The sequence below is a fragment of the Epilithonimonas hungarica genome, from assembly GCF_900102265.1.
GTDB lineage: Bacteria > Bacteroidota > Bacteroidia > Flavobacteriales > Weeksellaceae > Epilithonimonas > Epilithonimonas hungarica.
This window is the reverse complement of record NZ_FNBH01000001.1, coordinates 1,526,320-1,544,600: the sequence shown is the minus strand read 5'-3', so window position 1 is coordinate 1,544,600 and position 18,281 is coordinate 1,526,320. Positions and strand designations below refer to the sequence as shown.

At 34.2% G+C, this 18,281-nt stretch carries 15 protein-coding genes; 8 read left to right on the top strand and 7 right to left on the bottom strand.

The window, feature by feature from the left end:
• From BLT30_RS07075 to BLT30_RS07050, 6 genes are read left to right on the top strand one after another with little or no spacing between them, the layout of a single operon-like run.
• On the top strand, positions 1 to 1,479 hold the full coding sequence (locus BLT30_RS07075) for an ATP-binding protein (protein WP_089872716.1): 1,479 nt from the start codon (positions 1 to 3) through the stop codon (positions 1,477 to 1,479).
• A gap of 5 nt (positions 1,480 to 1,484) precedes the next feature.
• Positions 1,485 to 4,325, top strand: coding sequence for a Z1 domain-containing protein (locus BLT30_RS07070; RefSeq protein WP_089872714.1), 2,841 nt, complete (start codon positions 1,485 to 1,487; stop codon positions 4,323 to 4,325).
• Positions 4,312 to 5,310: a PD-(D/E)XK motif protein gene (locus BLT30_RS07065; RefSeq protein WP_175487142.1), complete on the top strand. Its 999-nt coding sequence runs from the start codon at positions 4,312 to 4,314 to the stop codon at positions 5,308 to 5,310. Before BLT30_RS07070 ends, BLT30_RS07065 begins: the two co-directional genes overlap by 14 nt.
• Before the next feature lie 3 nt (positions 5,311 to 5,313).
• Entirely contained in the window at positions 5,314 to 7,656 is a 2,343-nt protein-coding gene (locus tag BLT30_RS07060; protein WP_089872710.1) for an AIPR family protein, read from the top strand.
• A complete protein-coding gene (locus BLT30_RS07055) occupies positions 7,637 to 8,629 on the top strand; it encodes a hypothetical protein (RefSeq protein ID WP_089872708.1) in 993 nt (330 codons plus the stop codon). The genes BLT30_RS07060 and BLT30_RS07055 overlap by 20 nt, the downstream gene beginning before the upstream one ends.
• Before the next feature lie 48 nt (positions 8,630 to 8,677).
• The gene (locus tag BLT30_RS07050) at positions 8,678 to 9,637 is read left to right on the top strand and encodes a Fic family protein (protein WP_089872706.1); all 960 of its coding nucleotides are present in this window, start codon (positions 8,678 to 8,680) and stop codon (positions 9,635 to 9,637) included.
• 129 nt (positions 9,638 to 9,766) lie between these two features.
• Here BLT30_RS07050 and BLT30_RS07045 read toward each other — a convergent pair whose 3' ends face one another.
• From BLT30_RS07045 to BLT30_RS18345, 4 genes are all read right to left on the bottom strand, one after another.
• Entirely contained in the window at positions 9,767 to 10,741 is a 975-nt protein-coding gene (locus BLT30_RS07045; RefSeq protein WP_089872704.1) for a YeiH family protein, read from the bottom strand.
• Between the two features lie 91 nt (positions 10,742 to 10,832).
• Positions 10,833 to 11,714: a LysR family transcriptional regulator gene (locus BLT30_RS07040; protein ID WP_089872702.1), complete on the bottom strand. Its 882-nt coding sequence runs from the start codon at positions 11,712 to 11,714 to the stop codon at positions 10,833 to 10,835.
• 3 nt (positions 11,715 to 11,717) lie between these two features.
• Complete coding sequence (locus BLT30_RS18470) at positions 11,718 to 11,897, bottom strand: LytTR family transcriptional regulator DNA-binding domain-containing protein (protein ID WP_394332191.1); 180 nt, start codon at positions 11,895 to 11,897, stop codon at positions 11,718 to 11,720.
• A complete protein-coding gene (locus BLT30_RS18345) occupies positions 11,825 to 12,832 on the bottom strand; it encodes a LytTR family transcriptional regulator (RefSeq protein WP_245707133.1) in 1,008 nt (335 codons plus the stop codon). The genes BLT30_RS18470 and BLT30_RS18345 overlap by 73 nt, the downstream gene beginning before the upstream one ends.
• 167 nt (positions 12,833 to 12,999) lie before the next feature.
• Here BLT30_RS18345 and BLT30_RS07030 point away from each other — a divergent pair, with 167 nt between their 5' ends.
• Both BLT30_RS07030 and BLT30_RS07025 read left to right on the top strand, forming a co-directional pair.
• Positions 13,000 to 13,944: a heme-binding domain-containing protein gene (locus BLT30_RS07030; RefSeq protein ID WP_089872698.1), complete on the top strand. Its 945-nt coding sequence runs from the start codon at positions 13,000 to 13,002 to the stop codon at positions 13,942 to 13,944.
• Positions 13,941 to 14,414, top strand: a complete 474-nt coding sequence (locus tag BLT30_RS07025; protein WP_089872696.1) for a hypothetical protein — start codon at positions 13,941 to 13,943, stop codon at positions 14,412 to 14,414. The genes BLT30_RS07030 and BLT30_RS07025 overlap by 4 nt, the downstream gene beginning before the upstream one ends.
• Positions 14,415 to 14,882: 468 nt before the next feature.
• On the opposite strand, the gene BLT30_RS07020 is transcribed toward BLT30_RS07025, so the two are convergent.
• The 3 genes from BLT30_RS07020 to BLT30_RS07010 all read right to left on the bottom strand — a co-directional run bounded on the left by BLT30_RS07020 (position 14,883) and on the right by BLT30_RS07010 (position 18,155).
• Positions 14,883 to 15,410, bottom strand: coding sequence for a DUF421 domain-containing protein (locus BLT30_RS07020; protein WP_089872694.1), 528 nt, complete (start codon positions 15,408 to 15,410; stop codon positions 14,883 to 14,885).
• A gap of 148 nt (positions 15,411 to 15,558) precedes the next feature.
• Complete coding sequence (locus BLT30_RS07015; protein WP_175487141.1) at positions 15,559 to 17,211, bottom strand: serine hydrolase domain-containing protein; 1,653 nt, start codon at positions 17,209 to 17,211, stop codon at positions 15,559 to 15,561.
• A 155-nt stretch (positions 17,212 to 17,366) separates the two neighbouring features.
• Positions 17,367 to 18,155 (bottom strand): hypothetical protein, encoded by a 789-nt coding sequence (locus BLT30_RS07010; RefSeq protein ID WP_089872690.1) that lies wholly within the window; start codon positions 18,153 to 18,155, stop codon positions 17,367 to 17,369.
• Positions 18,156 to 18,281: the final 126 nt, after the last annotated feature.

Below are 18,281 nucleotides of genomic sequence, written 5' to 3'. Positions count from 1 at the left end.
ATGACTGAAATTGACTATTCCCAATATAAAACTGTTCCTGCTGTACCCGAAGCTTCATCAATGATTGAAACCTTTCGGGCAATTGGATATAATATTGAAACAGCTATCGCAGATATTATCGACAACTCGATTTCTGCAAATTCAAAAAATATTTGGGTAAATTTTGAATGGTTAGGTTCTAAAACTTGGCTTTCTATCAAAGATGATGGTTTTGGGATGAATGATCCTGAATTAATTCAGGCAATGAGACCAGGAAGTAAAAATCCATTACAGGACAGAGAAAGTAAAGATTTAGGAAGATTTGGTTTAGGTTTAAAAACGGCTTCTTTTTCGCAAGCAAGAAAACTAACTGTTATAAGTAAAAAATCAGATTATAATTCCGTTTACTGGACTTGGGATTTAGACTTTGTAAATCAAACAGGAAAATGGGAGTTAATCAAATATCGACCTGATGAAAAATTTGAAAAAGATTTATCTGATTTAGTTTCAGGAACCATTGTAATTTGGAATGATATTGACAGAGTTGTCAAAAACTTTAAACAAGATGACAATAAGGCTCTTGATAAATTTCTATTGATTATGGAGCTAGTGAAAAAGCATTTATCAATGGTTTTTCATAAGTTTATGGAAAGTGGAAAAATCAATATCTATTTTCAAGGCCATAAAATAGAACCCTGGAATCCTTTTTTACTTGATGAGCCATCAACCCAAATATTTCCAGAAGAAAAAATACAAAACGGACTGGTAAAAATAGAAGGTTATGTTTTACCTCATAAAACTAAAATTTCTGAAGAAAAATACAAACAAGCTGAGGGGGCGAAAGGCTGGAATGAACAGCAAGGTTTTTATATCTACCGAAACGAAAGACTTTTGTTAGCAGGAGATTGGTTAGGGCTTTTCAGAAAGGAAGAACATTACAAACTGACAAGAATACAGATTGAACTACCTAACACATTAGATGCCGAATGGCAGATTGATATTAAAAAATCAGTAGCAAGACCACCTTTGATTTTTCGTGAGCTGATAAAGGCTTATGCTATGAAAGTCAGAGCCCAAGCCGTAGAAGTTTACAGGCATAAAGGCAAAAATGTAAAACCAATTGTCGGGCAAAAATTTGTGCCTTTATGGATTGACCACAAACGAGGAGATAAATGGTTTTATAAAATTAATCGGGAACATCCTGTTATTGAAAAAGTAAAAGAAGAAGCTCGAAATGAACCGAATAAAGCAATTGAAATGCTTATAAAGTTTATTGAAGAAACAATACCGACCAAATCAATTTTTATTAAAGAAAGTGAAGTTCCGGAATTGCAAGGCAAACCTTTTGAGGGGATTGACCATGAAATAATAAGAAATACAATGCAGGCAATGTATTCAAACCTTATTGGACAAGGAAAAATTGATGAACAAGCAAAAGCAATCATTGCAAATATAGAGCCTTTCAACAATTTTGTTCACTTTCTTGAATTTTTAAATTAAAGTAAATGGTACAACAAGTCATAAAAACAATCAGAACCTTATTACCCTCAACTGGTTCTATAACAAAACAACAGATTGAGCAAGCTGTTGATAGTGCTTTAATGATTCCTGTATATAAGGAGATTGAAAGAGATTTTCTGGTTCGTGAAGTTGAATCTTTATATAACATCAGAATGGACGACTTCCGAATTATTGAAGCAGAAGAAAGAAGGAAACCGTGGATAGGAGATGTAAAAGCGGGTATAAAATGGAATTTTTGGAACAGATACAGAGATTATTTACAAGTTGAAAAAAATTATTCTGATGTAGTTTTAAATCAGATTGATAAACTTACAGACAGAACTTTAGACGGGCTTTTTAACCCTACAGAAAACATAATAGTCAGTAAACGAGGTTTAGTCGTTGGACAGGTTCAGTCTGGAAAAACATCAAACTACACAGGATTAATTTGTAAAGCTGCTGATGCTGGTTACAAATTGATTATTGTTTTGGCTGGTATTCATAACAATTTGAGAAGTCAAACACAACTTCGTTTAGATGAAGGGTTTCTGGGTTTTGACACGCAACATCAAAGAGCATTTGACAAAAACGGTGTAACTATTGGAGTTGGAAAATTAGACCAAATTGGCATTGCTCACTCTCTTACATCAAGTTTGGATAAAGGAGATTTTACAGCTGGTGCCGCAAATTCAATGGGTATCAATTTCAACACTTCTGAACCTATAATTGCTGTTGTTAAGAAAAATTCCAAAGTTCTTGAAAGGCTTTATTTATGGCTAAATGCACAAACAGAAGACTTGCCTGATGGCAGAAAAGTTATCAGAAACAAATCGTTATTACTTATTGATGATGAGGCAGATAATGCTTCTATCAATACCAACAAAGATGATGACAGAGCTACGAGAATCAACGAACACATCAGAAACATACTAAATCTCTTTGACCGTAGTGGTTACGTTGGCTATACTGCTACGCCATTTGCCAATATATTTATCCCAATTGTGGAAGATGATTTATTTCCGAGGGATTTTATCATCAATATTCCTGCACCAACAAATTATGTTGGACCTGAAAAAGTGTTTGGAATTAAAGTTTTGGAAGATGAAGACGAATCCGAGACAGTTTTACCAATAGTAAATCGTGTTGATGATTATAAAGAATTGATACCAAATCGACACAGAGCTTTAAGAAAGAATGAAAAATATGAGCAATTATCAGAAGATAACAAAAGATTGGTAAGGCTTCCAGGCGAACTTCCTGAGTCATTACGTACAGCAATTAAGTGTTTTATTCTTACCTGTACGATAAGAAGATTGAGAGGTCAAATCAACGTACATAATTCAATGCTTGTTCACGTTAGTAGATATACTGTTTGGCAAGCTCATATTAAGACACTTGTCGAAAATACTTTTGATTTCTATCGCAGAGGAATTGAAATGAAGATTCCGTCAGTCTTGGACGAAATCCGTAAAACATTTGAGGAAGATAAAGAGTACTCTTACGAATACAAAGGGGAAACAATTACCGAAACTTACAAAAGTTATAAAACAGTTTCTCAAACCATTTCCGATACAATGCCTGATGTTGATACTTTGGTAAGTGTTCACGATTGGAAAGATGTTTTGCCACATTTACACAATGCTGTGGCAAAAATTGAAGTAAAAGAAATTAACGGAGGTTCAGGAGATGCGTTAAATTATTTTGACCATAAAAATGGACTTTCTGTAATTGCAATCGGAGGAGATAAACTATCAAGAGGTTTGACTTTAGAAGGCTTGTCCGTTAGTTATTACTTACGTGCTTCAAGAATGTACGATACTTTAATGCAAATGGGTCGCTGGTTTGGTTATAGACCGGGATATGTTGATTTATGCAGATTGTTTACAAGCCGAGAACTGAACGAATGGTTTTGTCATATAACATTGGCTTCCGAAGAATTAAGAAGTGAATTTGATTATATGTCGGAAGTGGCTGGAAGTACACCCGAACAATATGCTTTACGAGTAAGAACACATCCAGGCGTTTTGCAAATTTCTGCTTCAAATAAAATCCGAAGAGCCGTAAATATTGATGTTTCTTGGTCTGGCAGGTTGGTAGAATCTTATCAATTACAGAAAAATCCAGTTATAATTAGTGCTAATTTAAACGTTACTAAAAATCTCATCAATTCACTTTCAGAATCATTTGAAACAAGACACAACCATTTTTTATGGAGAAATGTCCCTGTAGATTTGGTAAGACCATTTTTCCAGCGTTTCAAAGTTTCTGAAAACCTGAAAAAAACAGAGCCGTCCAAATTATTGGATTATATTGATATTTCGGTAAAAAGCAACGAACTGACCAATTGGAGTGTGGCATTAGTAACTAAAAGTAATGCAAATTCTTCTTATGATTTCAATGCTTCAAATGGAATTAATCAGGTTGGTTGCGTAATTCGTTCTAACGACAAAAATAAGAATGATGAACACAATTTACATATCATAAAAAATCACATAATAAGACCAAAAGATGAATTTTTTGATTTGAGTAAAGAGGATTACGACAGAGCATTGGAAAGAACAAAAGCCTATTTCAGAAATCAAAATAGTGAATACAAAAATGATTTTCCGAAAGGAGAAATTGTAAGAAACGAGTTCAGAAGTCCTAAAAATCCATTATTGCTTTTGTATTTAATTGATGCAGAAAATGCAAGGATGCCAGCAGGAAGTGAACCGATTGTTGGTTTTGCTGTTAGTTTTCCGAAAAGTCAATACAGCCATTCTGTTTCGTATGCGGTACATCAGCAGTTACTACCATTATTTGATATTGATGACAACTTAGATGATATTGAAGATGACGAAGATTAATCAGATATGGGAAGAATTAGCCAATGATAAATCTTTCACTAAAGGTTTATTGCTTCGCAGATATTCAGGTTCAGTTTTGCCTGATGTATATGTTGCTATGCAACACCCTGAAAAATTATTGTGTATTTGTGTTTCGATAAGTGATGCTATTGAAGTAAATATTTCTAATTTCTCAAACTTACAGGAAATAGAAGTTGATTTATATCCCTCGCCTACTGAAACAGCAAAGAATGTATTGGTTTTTAAGCTACTCAATTTTCAGCACAAAGATATTTTCACAGTTTTGTGTGAGGACTTGATTAATAGTATTGCTAATGAAACCAACGAAAGAAAGTTAGTCAAAGAAATACTGAACCGGTTTGAAAAATGGAAATCTTTATTCAGTAAAATTGGATTACAGGGATTAACAGCAGAAGAACAAAGAGGTTTATACGGAGAACTTTATTTTTTGAGAAAGTTTTTGCAGTCAAAAAATAATCATCTTGCAGTTGTCAATACTTGGATTGGTACAGAAATGCAGGTAAGAGATTTTCAAAGTCAGAACTGGGCAGTTGAAGTAAAAACCACACACGGAAACAATCATCAGAAAGTACATATCAGCAGTGAAAGACAGTTAGATACAACCAACATAGGAAGTTTGTTTCTATATCATATTTCACTGGAAAGAATGCAGAATTCGGGAGAAACCCTGAACAATATTGTAGATTCCATCAGTGAAATACTACAATCAGAAATCATTGCCCTGAATAAATTCAAAAGCAAACTTTACGAAACAGGATATTTCGATTTACAAAGAAACCTCTATAACGAAATCGGTTATTTTATTCGTCAGGATGTTTTCTACAAAGTAGAAAATGATTTTCCAAGAATTGAAGAAAACGACATCAGAATTGGTGTTGGAGATGTGAAATACTCTATTATCCTATCGCAATGCACTTCGTTTACAATTGATGAAGATTTAGTTTTTAATACCACAGAGCCCTAAACTATGAGTACAGTTTCGGAAAATATAGAACTTTTAAAATTCTATCAAAATCTTGTTCAGGATATAAGAGCAACTCAACTAAGTGAAGAAGACGGAGGAAATACCGAGCAGATTTTCACACAAATAGCTGTTGATTTATTAGCTTCTGCCGGAGAAACTGAAAATGTACGCTTGGCTTACGATAAAAAGGGAATCGGAACTAAAAACCAACACCAGATAAATGCTTATTCTATTTCTGATAATTACGAAACACTTGATTTGTTTATCACGGTTTTAAAGGGAACAGAAGAACCTGCAAGAACTACCTCAGCTGAAGTTGAAACTGCACAAAAAAGAATCCTGAATTTTTTCAGAAAAGGTATTTACAAAGATTATGTAAACGAAATTGAAGAATCATCAGACATTTTCCAATTAGCAAACGAGCTGGCATCAAGTCAGGAATTGAGAGAAAACCTTGTAAGGGTAAATGCAATTATTCTTACAGATGGAACTTTTCCCAATGATGCACCCATGTCAGATTCAATCAGTAGTTTTTCTGTTTATACGAGAATTGTAGATTTGAATTATCTCTACAACATTACTGAAAAATCTCACATCCCTATTGAACTGGATTTTAAAGCTGATGGTTTTGAAATCCCTTGTATTGAATCGCCTTCTGAAAATGAAGATTACAAATCATATCTGGCTATAATGCCAGGAACAGCCCTGGCAAATATTTATGAACGCTTTGGTTCACGTTTGTTAGAGCAAAATGTGCGTTCATTTTTACAGTTTGCAGGAAAAATCAATAAAGGAATCCGAACAACGATATTAAAAGAACCTCAAATGTTTCTTGCTTTCAATAACGGAATTGCCGCAACAGCAAACCATATTGAACTCGAAAAAGACAGTCAGGGAAAAGGGTTGATTATTTCAAAAGTAAGTGATTTACAGATTGTAAACGGAGGTCAAACGACGGCTTCTATTTATCACACATTCAAAAAAGATAAAGCCGACGTTTCCAATATCTTTGTACAGGTTAAACTTTCTGTTGTCAAAAACAAAGAAAACTTCGGAGAAATAGTATCACGGATTGCGGAATATGCTAATACCCAAAATAAAGTTTCTGTTGCAGACCTGAGCAGTAACAGACCTTTCCATATTCACTTCGAGAAACTGTCGAGAACTATCGTAACACCGCATTCCGAAAAGAACCCGACACAAACAAAATGGTTCTATGAAAGAGCAAGAGGACAATATAAAAATGCAAGGCTGAAAGACGGTTTTACAAGAGCACGACAAAAAGCATTTGACTTGAAACACCCAAGACATCAGATGTTTACTAAAGAACAGTTGGCAAAATATATTAATGCTTATCAAGAAGTTTACGATGGCAAAAGATTAGTTGTAGCACCTCATTTTGTAATCAAGAATGTCAAAAACTATAACCAGTTTATTTTGCACAACACCAATGCAAAAATTGAAAACAATAACATCTATTATGAAGATGCTATTGCAAAAGCTATTATTTACAAAACCTGTGAAAAGTTATATGGAGTAAAACCTAATGCAATCGGAGATTTGAGGTTTATTACAGTACCTTATGCAATTACATATCTTGGTTTTAAAATTGATTATAAACTTGACCTATACAAAATCTGGAAAAATCAGAGTGTTTCCGATGAACTGAATGCTTTCTTGTATAATTTAATGATAAAAATGGACGATTTCCTAAAAACAAACAGTTCTGAATCATTGATTGAAATGTGGGCAAGAAAAGAAGTCTGCTGGGAAATGGTAAAACAACAGGATTTTGATTTAGATTATGATTCTATAAAAGATGATTTCGTTAATGAAAAAACATCTGTAAAAAGAAACTTAATTTCATCAGACGAAGCCGAACAACAAGAAAAAGAAGAAAACCTCGAAAAAATCAAATCCATTCCTTACGAAATTTGGAAAAAGATTGAAAATTGGGGAAGTGAAACACAGAATTTGTCTGCCAATATGCAGAATGTAGTCTTTACAATCGCAGGTAGAATCAGAAGTAACAATAAACTTTTGGACAATGAAATTGCAAATGGTCTGAAAATAATAGATGTTGTAATTGACAAAGCACCTGAAATTTTATTTGATATAGACAATCTTCCTGAAACACCTAAAAAGCAAGAAAGTCAAGCAGAAATAACACTTGAACTTATTCGGAAAATAGTTCAGTGGGATAAACGAAACAAACGACTGAAAGGTTTTGAATATACGTTTATGAATGAACTTGCAGAAGAACGCAAACCACTAACAGACAGAAACAAAGCGATTGCAAAACTGAATTTGGGAAAAGTAAAAAAATATGGATTTTCCGAAAAATAACATTCATCAGTTTAGAAATTCCTTTAATGAAGTTTATACTTTAATCGGTTCTTCTGAAACTTTGCCTGATAATTTACCCAATGTAAGGGTTTGCAGATTTTGTGGGAAAAATGAAAACGAAGTTTATTTTAAAAAAATTGCTCACGCCTGTCCTGAATTGTTAGGGCAAAATAATCTTGTTATCTATGATGAATGTGATTCGTGTAATGAAAAATTCAGCAAGTATGAAAGCCATTTATCTAAATTCTTCCTGCCATATTTATCAGTTGTAGGAGTAAAAGGCAAAAAGAAAATCCCTGATTTTCAATCAAGGAAAGATAATGAAGATGAAAATACAAGAACGTCTCTAAAATATACAGATGACGGAAAAATCATCCTTTATCTAAATTCTTTGGATGATTATAAAGTAGATGTAGAAAACAAAACTATGTCTATACGTTTCAGAAATCCTGCAATAAAACCGATATATGTATATAAAGCATTACTCAAAATAGCTCTTTCTTTCCTTCCTCAGTGTAAGGTACAGAAATATCAATTGTTATTTGATTGGTTACAAAATGAAAATACTGAAATTGTGTTTTTCTCAACATTGTTTATTACAAAATTAACACGTAAAAAATTTGGTAAGCCCTCTGTTCAGTTGTATGAAGCAAATAAAATCTTTACAGATAAGGACTTTCATCCTGAATTAACTTTGGTTGTAAATTTTGCTAATATTGTAGCTCAGATCTATTTGCCTTTATCCGAGTCTTTTGATTATCCTAAATCAGATGGAAAGTCCCCAATTCTTGAATTATACCCTGCGTTTATTTATAATGTTGATTCTGAAAAACACAAAGGCTCAGACAGGCCAATAACAGTGAACTATAGGTTTGAAAGCATTGATTTACATTCCGAAAGGAGTAGTATTAGAGATGAGGTTATAAATTTTACTTTTGAATCAGGCAGTTTTAATATTAGTAAATCGAATTAATATAAAGTATTTTCCTATATTTGATACTATCAAATGATACTATCATAAATGAAGCCACCTTATACAATTACCGACAATATTATAACGTTAATAGCTTCTATCTCTGAAAAGATAGGAGAGATTAATGCTAATCATTTATACAAACCAACTACCGAATTAAGAAAGAAAAATAGAATTAAAACGATTCAATCCTCTTTAGAAATTGAAGGTAACACAATGACGGAGGAACAGATTAGTGCACTTTTAGAACATAAAAGAGTAATCGCTCCACAAAAGGATATTATTGAGGTTCAAAATGCAATTCAAGTGTATGAACATTTGAGACAATTTAATCCATATCAGATTAAAGATTTAGAAAAGGCTCACGGAATATTAATGCAGAATTTGATAGATAATGCAGGTAAATTGAGAACATCCAATGTCGGTATCGTAAAAGGCTCAAAAATTGAACATCTCGCTCCAAGCGGAACAATGGTCAACGGATTGATGAAAGACCTATTTAAGTATCTTAAAAATGATGGGGATTTAATTCTGATTAAAAGTTGCGTTTTCCATTATGAATTTGAATTCATTCATCCGTTTGTGGATGGAAACGGAAGAATGGGCAGATTATGGCAGACATTGATTTTAATGCAGCAATATCCTGTATTTGAATTTCTCCCAGTTGAAAGTCTGATAAAACAAAATCAGAAAGAGTATTATACCAGACTTTCGGAATCTGATAAAAGCGGAAATTCAACTCCATTCATCACTTTTATGTTGAGGCTTATTTTAGAGGCTTTAGAGCAACTTTTGCAATCTCAGAACAAAATACTCAATACGGAAGAAAGAGTTGCTTTATTTAAAGAAAAAGTGGGTAATTCAAGATTCGGTAGAAAGGAATATTTGCAGAACTTTAAAAATATTTCTGCGCCTACTGCAAGCCGGGATTTGAAGTGGGCGGTTGATAATGAAATTTTGCTTAAATTTGGGGAACAAAGACTTACCGAGTACCAATTCAAAATGTAGTTTTTGACTTTCTTTGACCTATGATATTCCTTTATTTATTGAGGTTTTGCTACATATTTGCTACTATAACTTTGTAAACAATTATTAATACTGGCCTTTATACTTTCTGTATCGGGAAATAATTTAGCTTTACAATATATATTCTACGACAAACAAAGCCATTCCCGCTATGAAAATCCATAAAAAAATGCCTTGCAACAATGGTTTTATACCGACAGATTTTATTACTGATCTTGATAATCCTGCACCAATCAAGAATAAAGTTAAGGTTAAACCGGTTTTAGCGATTCCGACAATGGCAGGAGCAATGCTTTTCAATTCGGGAACGTAGGTGTTTAAAATCATTGCAACAATAAAAAGACCAATGAAATAAGGAATTTTTATTTTCCTGCTCTTATTTTTAAAGATAAAACCCGCAAAAAAGGCCAGCGGAATAATCCATAAAGCTCTGGCCAATTTTATGGTCGTTGCTACTTCCAGAGCTATATTACCATATTTGCTGGCTGCACCTACAACCGAGCTTGTATCGTGAATGGCAATGGCACACCAAGTCCCGAACTGCGTCTGAGAGAGATTGAGAGAATGACCAATCATTGGGAAAATAAATAATGCAATTGCATTCAGTATGAAAACAGTTCCCAATGCTACGGAAATCTGCTTTTCGTCAGCCTTGATAACCGGAGCAATCGCTGCAATAGCACTACCTCCGCAAATAGCTGTCCCACTGTTGATGAGAAAGGAAGTTTTATTTTCAGTTTTAAAGATCTTACCCAAAAAATATCCTAAAATCAATGTGCTGAAAATGGAAAACAAAGTAAAAACAATCCCGTCTTTCCCGGCTGCAACTGCACTGTGGGCATTCATTCCGAAACCAAGGCCAACCACGGAAAACTGCAGTAAAAAATGGGTGACTTTATGATTATATTTGAGATAAGGATGTCCTGTCAGCTGGGCAATAAAAAGACCCAGAAACAAAGCCAAACCCGGCTCTACGTATGAAGTGCAGCATAATAAAAGACAAACGAAAAATACTATTTTCTGAAAAGTATTTCCAAAGAAAAAAATAAATTCATTGTTATTTACAGATGATTGATGGTTTTGCATATTCTTATTTTTAATGCAAATTTCCATAATCATAATTGATGAATTTTATCGTAAATAATTATATTCGATAACCAGAAGTTATTAAAAAACATTAACTCTTGAGATAGTTTTTGAAAAAATTGGACAATGCATCATTTTGGCCATGCAGTTCGATAAATCTGAATTTCCGAAGGATTTTCCCTTCTTTCAGTTCAATAATTTTCAGGGTGTTTTCTTTCAGTTCCTTCAATATGGAATGTATGGAAACCATTGCCAGACAATCGCTTTCCAGCACATAATTTTTGATGGCTTCTGTGCTTCCCAACTGCATTTCCGGTTGTAACTGTGAAATTTTGATTTGATTATTGAGCAGATATTCTGCAATAACCTCTAATGTTCCCGAACCGTTTTCGCGCAGAACCAATGGATAATCCATAAGTTTTTTTACAGAAATGGTTTCTTTAGAAATTCCGGTGCCAAAGTTTTTTCCAATCAATACGATTTCGTCTTCCAGAAAATCTTCATAACGGACTTCCGGAATTTTCCCTGAATCCTCAATAATTCCGAGATTAATTTCCTTCTTTAACAGTGATTGTTGAATTTCCGAACTGTTCCCTGTTGTCATACGAATTTTGATTTCCGGGAATTTCTGATGAAATTTTGCCAAAAACCGAGGCATCACATATTGCGAAATCGTGGAGCTTGCTCCAATTCTCAGTTCACCACGGAAATTTTGCGAAAGATGACTTATTTCAAAACTCACTTCACGGGAAAGTTTCTGCATTTTTTCTGCATAATCTAGCAGGAGTTTTCCGGCTTCGGTAAGCCTTACATTACGATTTCCGCTTCTTTCAAAAAGCGCAACTTTATATCTGGCTTCCAATTCTTTGATGTGTTTGGTAACCGCTGGCTGGCTTATGAAAAGCTCTTCCGATGCTTTAGAAAAGCTCAGCAACCGGGCAACGGTATAAAAAACGAGTAATCTGAATTCCATTTTTTATTGTTCCAACCACTTTTTGAAGCCGGAGACTTTATTTTTACTGATGATGATATCCTCTTCCGGTTCCGGCTCAATGACGATCTTCAGCTGATTTTTCCTGTAGATCAGAATGCTTTTAATCGCTTTGATATTAATGATAAATTGACGGTTTGCCCTATAAAAATGCTCTGTTTCCAAGGTTTTTCCAACCTCATAAGACTTGTTGCAGAATAGTATTTTCTGTTTCCGGTGGTACATATCATCACCGAATTATCTTCTATTGCAAAGTATGAAATATCAGAAACTTCCAGAGAGATAAGCTCGTCCTTATGATAGATGTTGATGCGTTTTCTGATGGATTGTATTCCTGCATCTTCATCAGAACTTTTTTCCGGAATCAACATTAATTTTTCCTGCTGGTGCTTCAGCTGCTGATTCAAAGCAGAAAGTGTATTGACTTCGAGATTTAAATTATTGATTTCTCTATTTTTTTCTTTTTCGAAGTTTTGATAGATCAACCGGATCACAAAAAAGCTTATCCCTAAAAGAAGAAAAGAAGTTACCAAAAAGGTCAGTAGAAAATTTTTATACAAAGCCGAAATTTCCTGGTTCAGGACTTCTATATTGGCATGAGAAGCGAGCATCCAGTTGCTTCCCGAAACAGGATAAACACTCACGATCTCGGAACTTCGGTTCTTAGATTCAGGAAAATTCCGGATTCCAGAATTTCCTTTTCCTTCTGTCAGGATATCGCTGAATTTAGCAAACATATTATTTTCCGAAAGAAATCCGGAATTATTTCCATCTATTTTCTGACCAATCAGAGCAGGATCCGGATGACAAAGCTCGATTCCTTTTGTGTTGTACATACAAATGAAACCACTTTGTGTATCAGTATTGACAATACTGTTCTGCAGGTTTTGGATTACTTTTTCAGGAGAAATCCCTTCTCTCAGTTGCAGTTCCAAAAGTTTTCCCACTTCACGAGATTCCCGCTTTCCGGATTCTAGCTTGCTGCTTAGCAAATTGTTTTTTGAGGATTGGTACAGATAACGAAAAGAAAAGAAACTGCATATTAAAATTAAAATGCTAATGGTAATGAAAGTCAGCAGATACAATTGGTCTCTTTTCACTTTTTAAAATATTAATGAATCTAAATTACGTTTTTTGTACAAATTGCATTGACCATTCAGCCTTTAAAATTCCTTTTTAAGACTTAATTTTACCTTTTCACCGATTTGACCATAATGAAAAGTATTGATTTGCAGTAACTTTGTTTCAACATTTAAAAATTGAGTGTATGAAGGTATACAATAAAATTATCATTGCTTTATTGGCCGTTTTTATTATGATTCAGTTTTTCCGTCCGGAAGAAATTCATAAAGGAATTCCAATGAAACCGCTTGCAGGTGTTCCGAAAAATGTAAATGCCATTTTACAACATTCCTGTTTCGACTGTCATTCTTCGCAGACCGACTGGCGTTGGTATAACAAGATCACCCCTGCCAATTACCTGGTGGCTTTTCATATCCGTGAAGGCAGAAATGCACTGGACTTTTCCAAATTCAATGATCTGCCGAAACCGCAGCAAAATTCTACAATCTATTATGCTGTCAACAAAATTCTTTCAGGAGAAATGCCTCTTCCGGAATATACCGCCATTCATTCTTCTGCAAGATTATCAGAAAATGATCTTCAGATCCTGAAACAATATGCGTTATCCCTAACTGCCAGAAAACCATCGGAAAGCTCTTCCAATTCTGCAAAGGATAAGATTAAATTCAACCAAAAAGTCAAAAACTCACCTAACGGATTGGCTTATATTCCGGGTTTCAGAAACTGGAAAGCGATCAGTACAACCGATCGTTTCGATAATGGGACGTTGAGGATCATTTACGGAAATGAGGTAGCTGTAAAAGTTATTGATAATGGAAATATCAATCCCTGGCCGGATGGAACCATTCTCGCAAAAGCTGCATGGAAATCAAATGTGAATGCCGACGGGAATATAACTATAGGTGATTTTGTACAGGTCGAACTGATGGTAAAAGATTCCCGAAAATATGTAAAAACCAAAGGTTGGGGTTGGGGAAGATGGAAAGGAATGGATCTGAAACCTTATGGTGATATGCCGGATTTTGATAAGGAATGTATCGAATGTCACAAACCCATGGACAACAGGGATCATACATTTACCTCACCTTTATATCTTATTACTCAACTTAAAAAAATCCAGCAAAAATGAAAAATATAGTGCTTTATAGCTTACTTCTATGGATATTATCTTCATGTCAGAAAGAAAATATACAGGCCATCAATAAGGAAGCTTCCATCGAAAATCAGGGCGATCTGAAAGAAAATCCGTTGTTGCTTCAACCTATTACATCATCCATTCAGACTAAAGAGAAAACAATGTCTACATTATATGGTAATTCAGTGGCTTTCGAAGATGCAATGAAAATAGATTCGGTACAATACAGGAAAAATGCGGTTTTGTATGAAGTTACCTGGCAGCAAAAACCTGATGAAGTTTGGTTTGGCGGAAATATTCCAAAAGAAATACAATCTGTGGAAAGGCTTATCTTTGATGATAATGGCAATCCTGTTTACCAATTGTATAAAGGAAAAAATTTACAAAAAGTGTATTCCGATGCGAAGGCCTCCCATTTGCGGACGAAATATATTCTGTCACAAATACCGGCAGTTTCACCATGAATATTAATGTTATATATTCTATTGACATTTTATTTGGGAGTTGTACCCCCAGATCTGTGATTATGATCTAACATCACTTCTTCAATACAAAATAAAGAAAAGCATAGTGTACGGATCTATATTGATTGTACTGAACCAGTCTTGAAAAACAAAATCTAATATTTTCTATTCTTATCGGCAAACATACATTTAAATGTAACAACTTAGGTGACAATATACTTAAATGTACCAGTTATAGCATTTATCTAAAACATCACGTTTACGACGAGATATAAACAATTTAGATTGAATTTTGATATGTAGAATTCTATTTTTTGATTTGGTAGACTAAAGTATATAATTGCCAAAATAGATTTTCAAAATAGTCCCTACTGCAATGATTTTTTAGTGAAGTAAAAATTACTAAATATAAGAATCAAATTGTTTCATAAAGATATTACTTCGTACAGAGCATTTATCCTACATGTTTTACTGACCGTCGGTGATATCAAGATCCTCTAAAGAACTTTTACCACCTGGGGTATCCGATCTTTTGATGACACTGATCTCTCTATTTAGCTCGATGACAACTGCCAAAACATCATCTAAGCTTTCAATTCCTGCCTGACGTACTACAGCGTAGATCTCATCAACTGTTATGGCCTCGGTGTTCATATTGTCTTTGAGGTATTTGCCCTTATAGAACAGTAAGCGTGGAGAGGAATTGATCAGGTGTTCCATCTTATCGGATGTACTGGCCAATTTCGCGAACAGGTATTGTAAAGCTATTATAAGAAATAACACCATTACACCTTCTGCCAATGGGACCATCGCAAGCATCATATAGGCCAATGTGGAACCTAGAGCGACCGTGACCACAAAATCAAAAGCGTTGAACTTAGCCAGTGTCCTTTTTCCTGAGATCCTGATGAAAAGGAATAGGATAACAAAAGAGGCAGTCGTCATCAATGCGACCTGTCCAAGCTTTTCCCAATTTTCAAATAACAAATCTTTCATTTACTATCTTTATCATTATTGTTTATAAAATAATGCCAGAAATGAACTGAAATGAAAATGGTCTTCACACAAATGTTTACCGTGTAATCTCTTGCGTCAAAGTTGTCTATCACCTTTGTGAACATATGCAATACTAGCTGTTACTATTTCATCTGTCCTTTCTAAATGTCAAACCTGCAAAGTCAACCACTTTTTGATCGTCTTTTTCAGAGAAGCTAACATTAAATCCTCCAAAACCCGCATTTATGCCACAAGTAACAGTGTGATCATGTGTTATTATACGTAAAGGTATATGTCTTATACTACCAAATGTTGTAAGCTTCATCATCAAAACGTTGTCTTCCGATATATAAATTTCAACTTCTTTGAATTTTGTATCGCCAATCAGCATTTGATATCCGAAATGCCTGTATTTTCCAGTTTTATTCTCCCACACAGAGCGATCAACGTTTTTGAGTTTCAGTCCGGATTCGTACTCACGATCTCCAATTCTTTGAAATAAAAAATTTTCGTTGTTAACTTTCTTGAAAACAAATCTTTTGTTGCTCCTTTCCACTAAGCTATCATTTGGAAATATTTCAACAGGCAGAAATTCATCCCTCGATAAAGGAGTGAGAAAATATTGTCTTTCCCCATCAATAAGCCTAAGACGGTCTTTTTCTAAAATGACCTTTATATAACCTTCGTCTTGAGCATAATTACCTAGATACCTTTTCAGGCTGTGTCGGGATAATCTGATCGGAGTTGAAGAACTATGGATCTTTCCTGTTATGGGAGCAGGAAACAGGTCGCTGATACTCAATTGGTACTTGTTCAGGAAACTGAAACAAAATTCTTCTGCAATAGCGCCACCTTCTGCTGAGTTTGTCATTACAATTACCGCAAATTTACTTTTGGGAATCAATAGCAGTTTTGCTTGTGCAAATCCGGCACTTCCTGCGTGATACACAGCAAAATTGGAATCATTCTTAAACATAAACCAGCCTAACCCTTTTTTATTACTTTCAATAGGTACATTTTGGTTTTGCAGTGAAAACATTTCACGAATAGTTGGGGAATCTATTATCGAAGAACTTTCTTCGTTATAGGCTTTCATCAGTTCGATCGCATATTTGGAAAAGTCATTGATGTTGGTATAGATCCCGCCGGATGCAATATCCCGCAATTCATATTCTTCCACTTCATTTCCACCAAGATAGATCTTCGAACGATATGGTAAACTATCCATTGCAAATCCGGATCGGCTCATTCCAAGCGGGGCAAAAATATTTTGATGGACATAGTCCGCATAATCTTGTTTGCTTACTGCTTTCACCAAAGTTCCTAAAATATTATAACCTGCATTTGAATATAAACCTACCATACCTGGCGGATAGGTAATATAGGTATTATTGATATAATCTAACACGTCGGTGTACTTTCCAGATCTCAGATCTGAATTCTTCCATATGTCGGGTTGAATACCTGATGTGTGGGTAAGAACGGATCTTATCGTAATATCCTTTATGTCAATATTTTTTGTTTTAGGTCTGAAATCGGTCAGATAGCTGTTTAATGGATCGTTTATATTTAATGATCCTTTTTGCTGAAGCTGCATCACGCTTAACGAAGTAAATGTTTTGGTTATTGAGCCCATATTGACAACCGTATTGGTTGTCATGGGTACTTTGTTCAATTTGTCTGCGTATCCAAATCCGTTTGACCAGATCACTGAATCATTGACGATGATGGCAGCACTTATACCAACGATGTTTTTGTTTTGCAGCAGATTCTTATTAAAGAATTCGTCAGATGATTGCACGAGTTTCCTAATACTGAAGCTGCTATCTGTCTGTGCTTCAGTCTTTGAAAAAATAAAAAACACAAAAAATATAATTGATGATCTACTTAATTTTTTGAATGGCATCCTTATTCAAGTTTCAGTGGTTTTACAATAACCCTTGTTAGCTACTGGCTTTATCTATTCTCAATCTTTTCCAAGCTAATTATAATTTTTTCATCTTTAGGAAGTAAATATTGTAAACGAACAAATCCCAATTGTTCATTGAAATACGATATTAAAAAAGTTTCTCCAATTTTTGAGGAACAACTCGATCTTGTCTCAATTGTATTTATGGTACCGAATGGTAATATGATCTTTTTATCTTTTAGCGTGTTTTCATAAACACATTTCAGGTTCAATTTACCTTTCCAGGTAATATCTTTTAATTCGTTCCAATGTTCACCAATTTTTAAATTCCATTTGTATTTTTTAGACTCATTAGGTTTTACGTATGGAAATGGCGAAAATTGTAATATTTGGAAAGCATTCATTCTGAAAGGATGCAACCAGACATTCGTATTATTTTCTATAACACCGGTAAGTTCACTGGTTATTGTTTTCTTTTCAGAATTTAAATGAGATAAAATAATTTCTGTCTGGCTATAATCCGGGTGGTCTTGGAATATCGGACCTTTTGTTTTCAGTGTTTTGATACTCAACAGATCAATTGCTTTATCATCTTTTGAATCATATTTTAATAATGAAAAAATACTGTCATTGTCAATTTTATATTTCAACGTATCATTTCCTTTAACTATCTGATAAGTATAAAAGTATTCTCTATTGGATAAATATATTTTATTATCATAATTATAAGGATTTTCATTGTCATTATTTTGTGGATTCTCAATAAAAATACCTTTAGATGAAATGCAGGAGTTCAGTAATAGTATTAGACTCAAAAAGCTGATCGATCTTATCATTTCAGATGTGTATAGAATTTGTATTAGCTTGCAGATAATGGAAAAAGAATTGACAAAGTGCCAGAAGGAGACTTCCGATAGGCGTTCAAATCTACATTATATGCTCATAACTATTTGTTTTTGAAG

Coding starts and splice junctions, on each gene's coding strand:
- BLT30_RS07045 (WP_089872704.1), bottom strand. CDS start 10,741: ATGCAAAACCATCAATCATCTGTAAATAACAATGAATTTATTTTTTTC.
- BLT30_RS07050 (WP_089872706.1), top strand. CDS start 8,678: ATGAAGCCACCTTATACAATTACCGACAATATTATAACGTTAATAGCT.
- BLT30_RS07040 (WP_089872702.1), bottom strand. CDS start 11,714: ATGGAATTCAGATTACTCGTTTTTTATACCGTTGCCCGGTTGCTGAGC.
- BLT30_RS07020 (WP_089872694.1), bottom strand. CDS start 15,410: ATGAAAGATTTGTTATTTGAAAATTGGGAAAAGCTTGGACAGGTCGCA.
- BLT30_RS07065 (WP_175487142.1), top strand. CDS start 4,312: ATGACGAAGATTAATCAGATATGGGAAGAATTAGCCAATGATAAATCT.
- BLT30_RS07025 (WP_089872696.1), top strand. CDS start 13,941: ATGAAAAATATAGTGCTTTATAGCTTACTTCTATGGATATTATCTTCA.
- BLT30_RS07070 (WP_089872714.1), top strand. CDS start 1,485: ATGGTACAACAAGTCATAAAAACAATCAGAACCTTATTACCCTCAACT.
- BLT30_RS07030 (WP_089872698.1), top strand. CDS start 13,000: ATGAAGGTATACAATAAAATTATCATTGCTTTATTGGCCGTTTTTATT.
- BLT30_RS07075 (WP_089872716.1), top strand. CDS start 1: ATGACTGAAATTGACTATTCCCAATATAAAACTGTTCCTGCTGTACCC.
- BLT30_RS07055 (WP_089872708.1), top strand. CDS start 7,637: ATGGATTTTCCGAAAAATAACATTCATCAGTTTAGAAATTCCTTTAAT.
- BLT30_RS07010 (WP_089872690.1), bottom strand. CDS start 18,155: ATGATAAGATCGATCAGCTTTTTGAGTCTAATACTATTACTGAACTCC.
- BLT30_RS07060 (WP_089872710.1), top strand. CDS start 5,314: ATGAGTACAGTTTCGGAAAATATAGAACTTTTAAAATTCTATCAAAAT.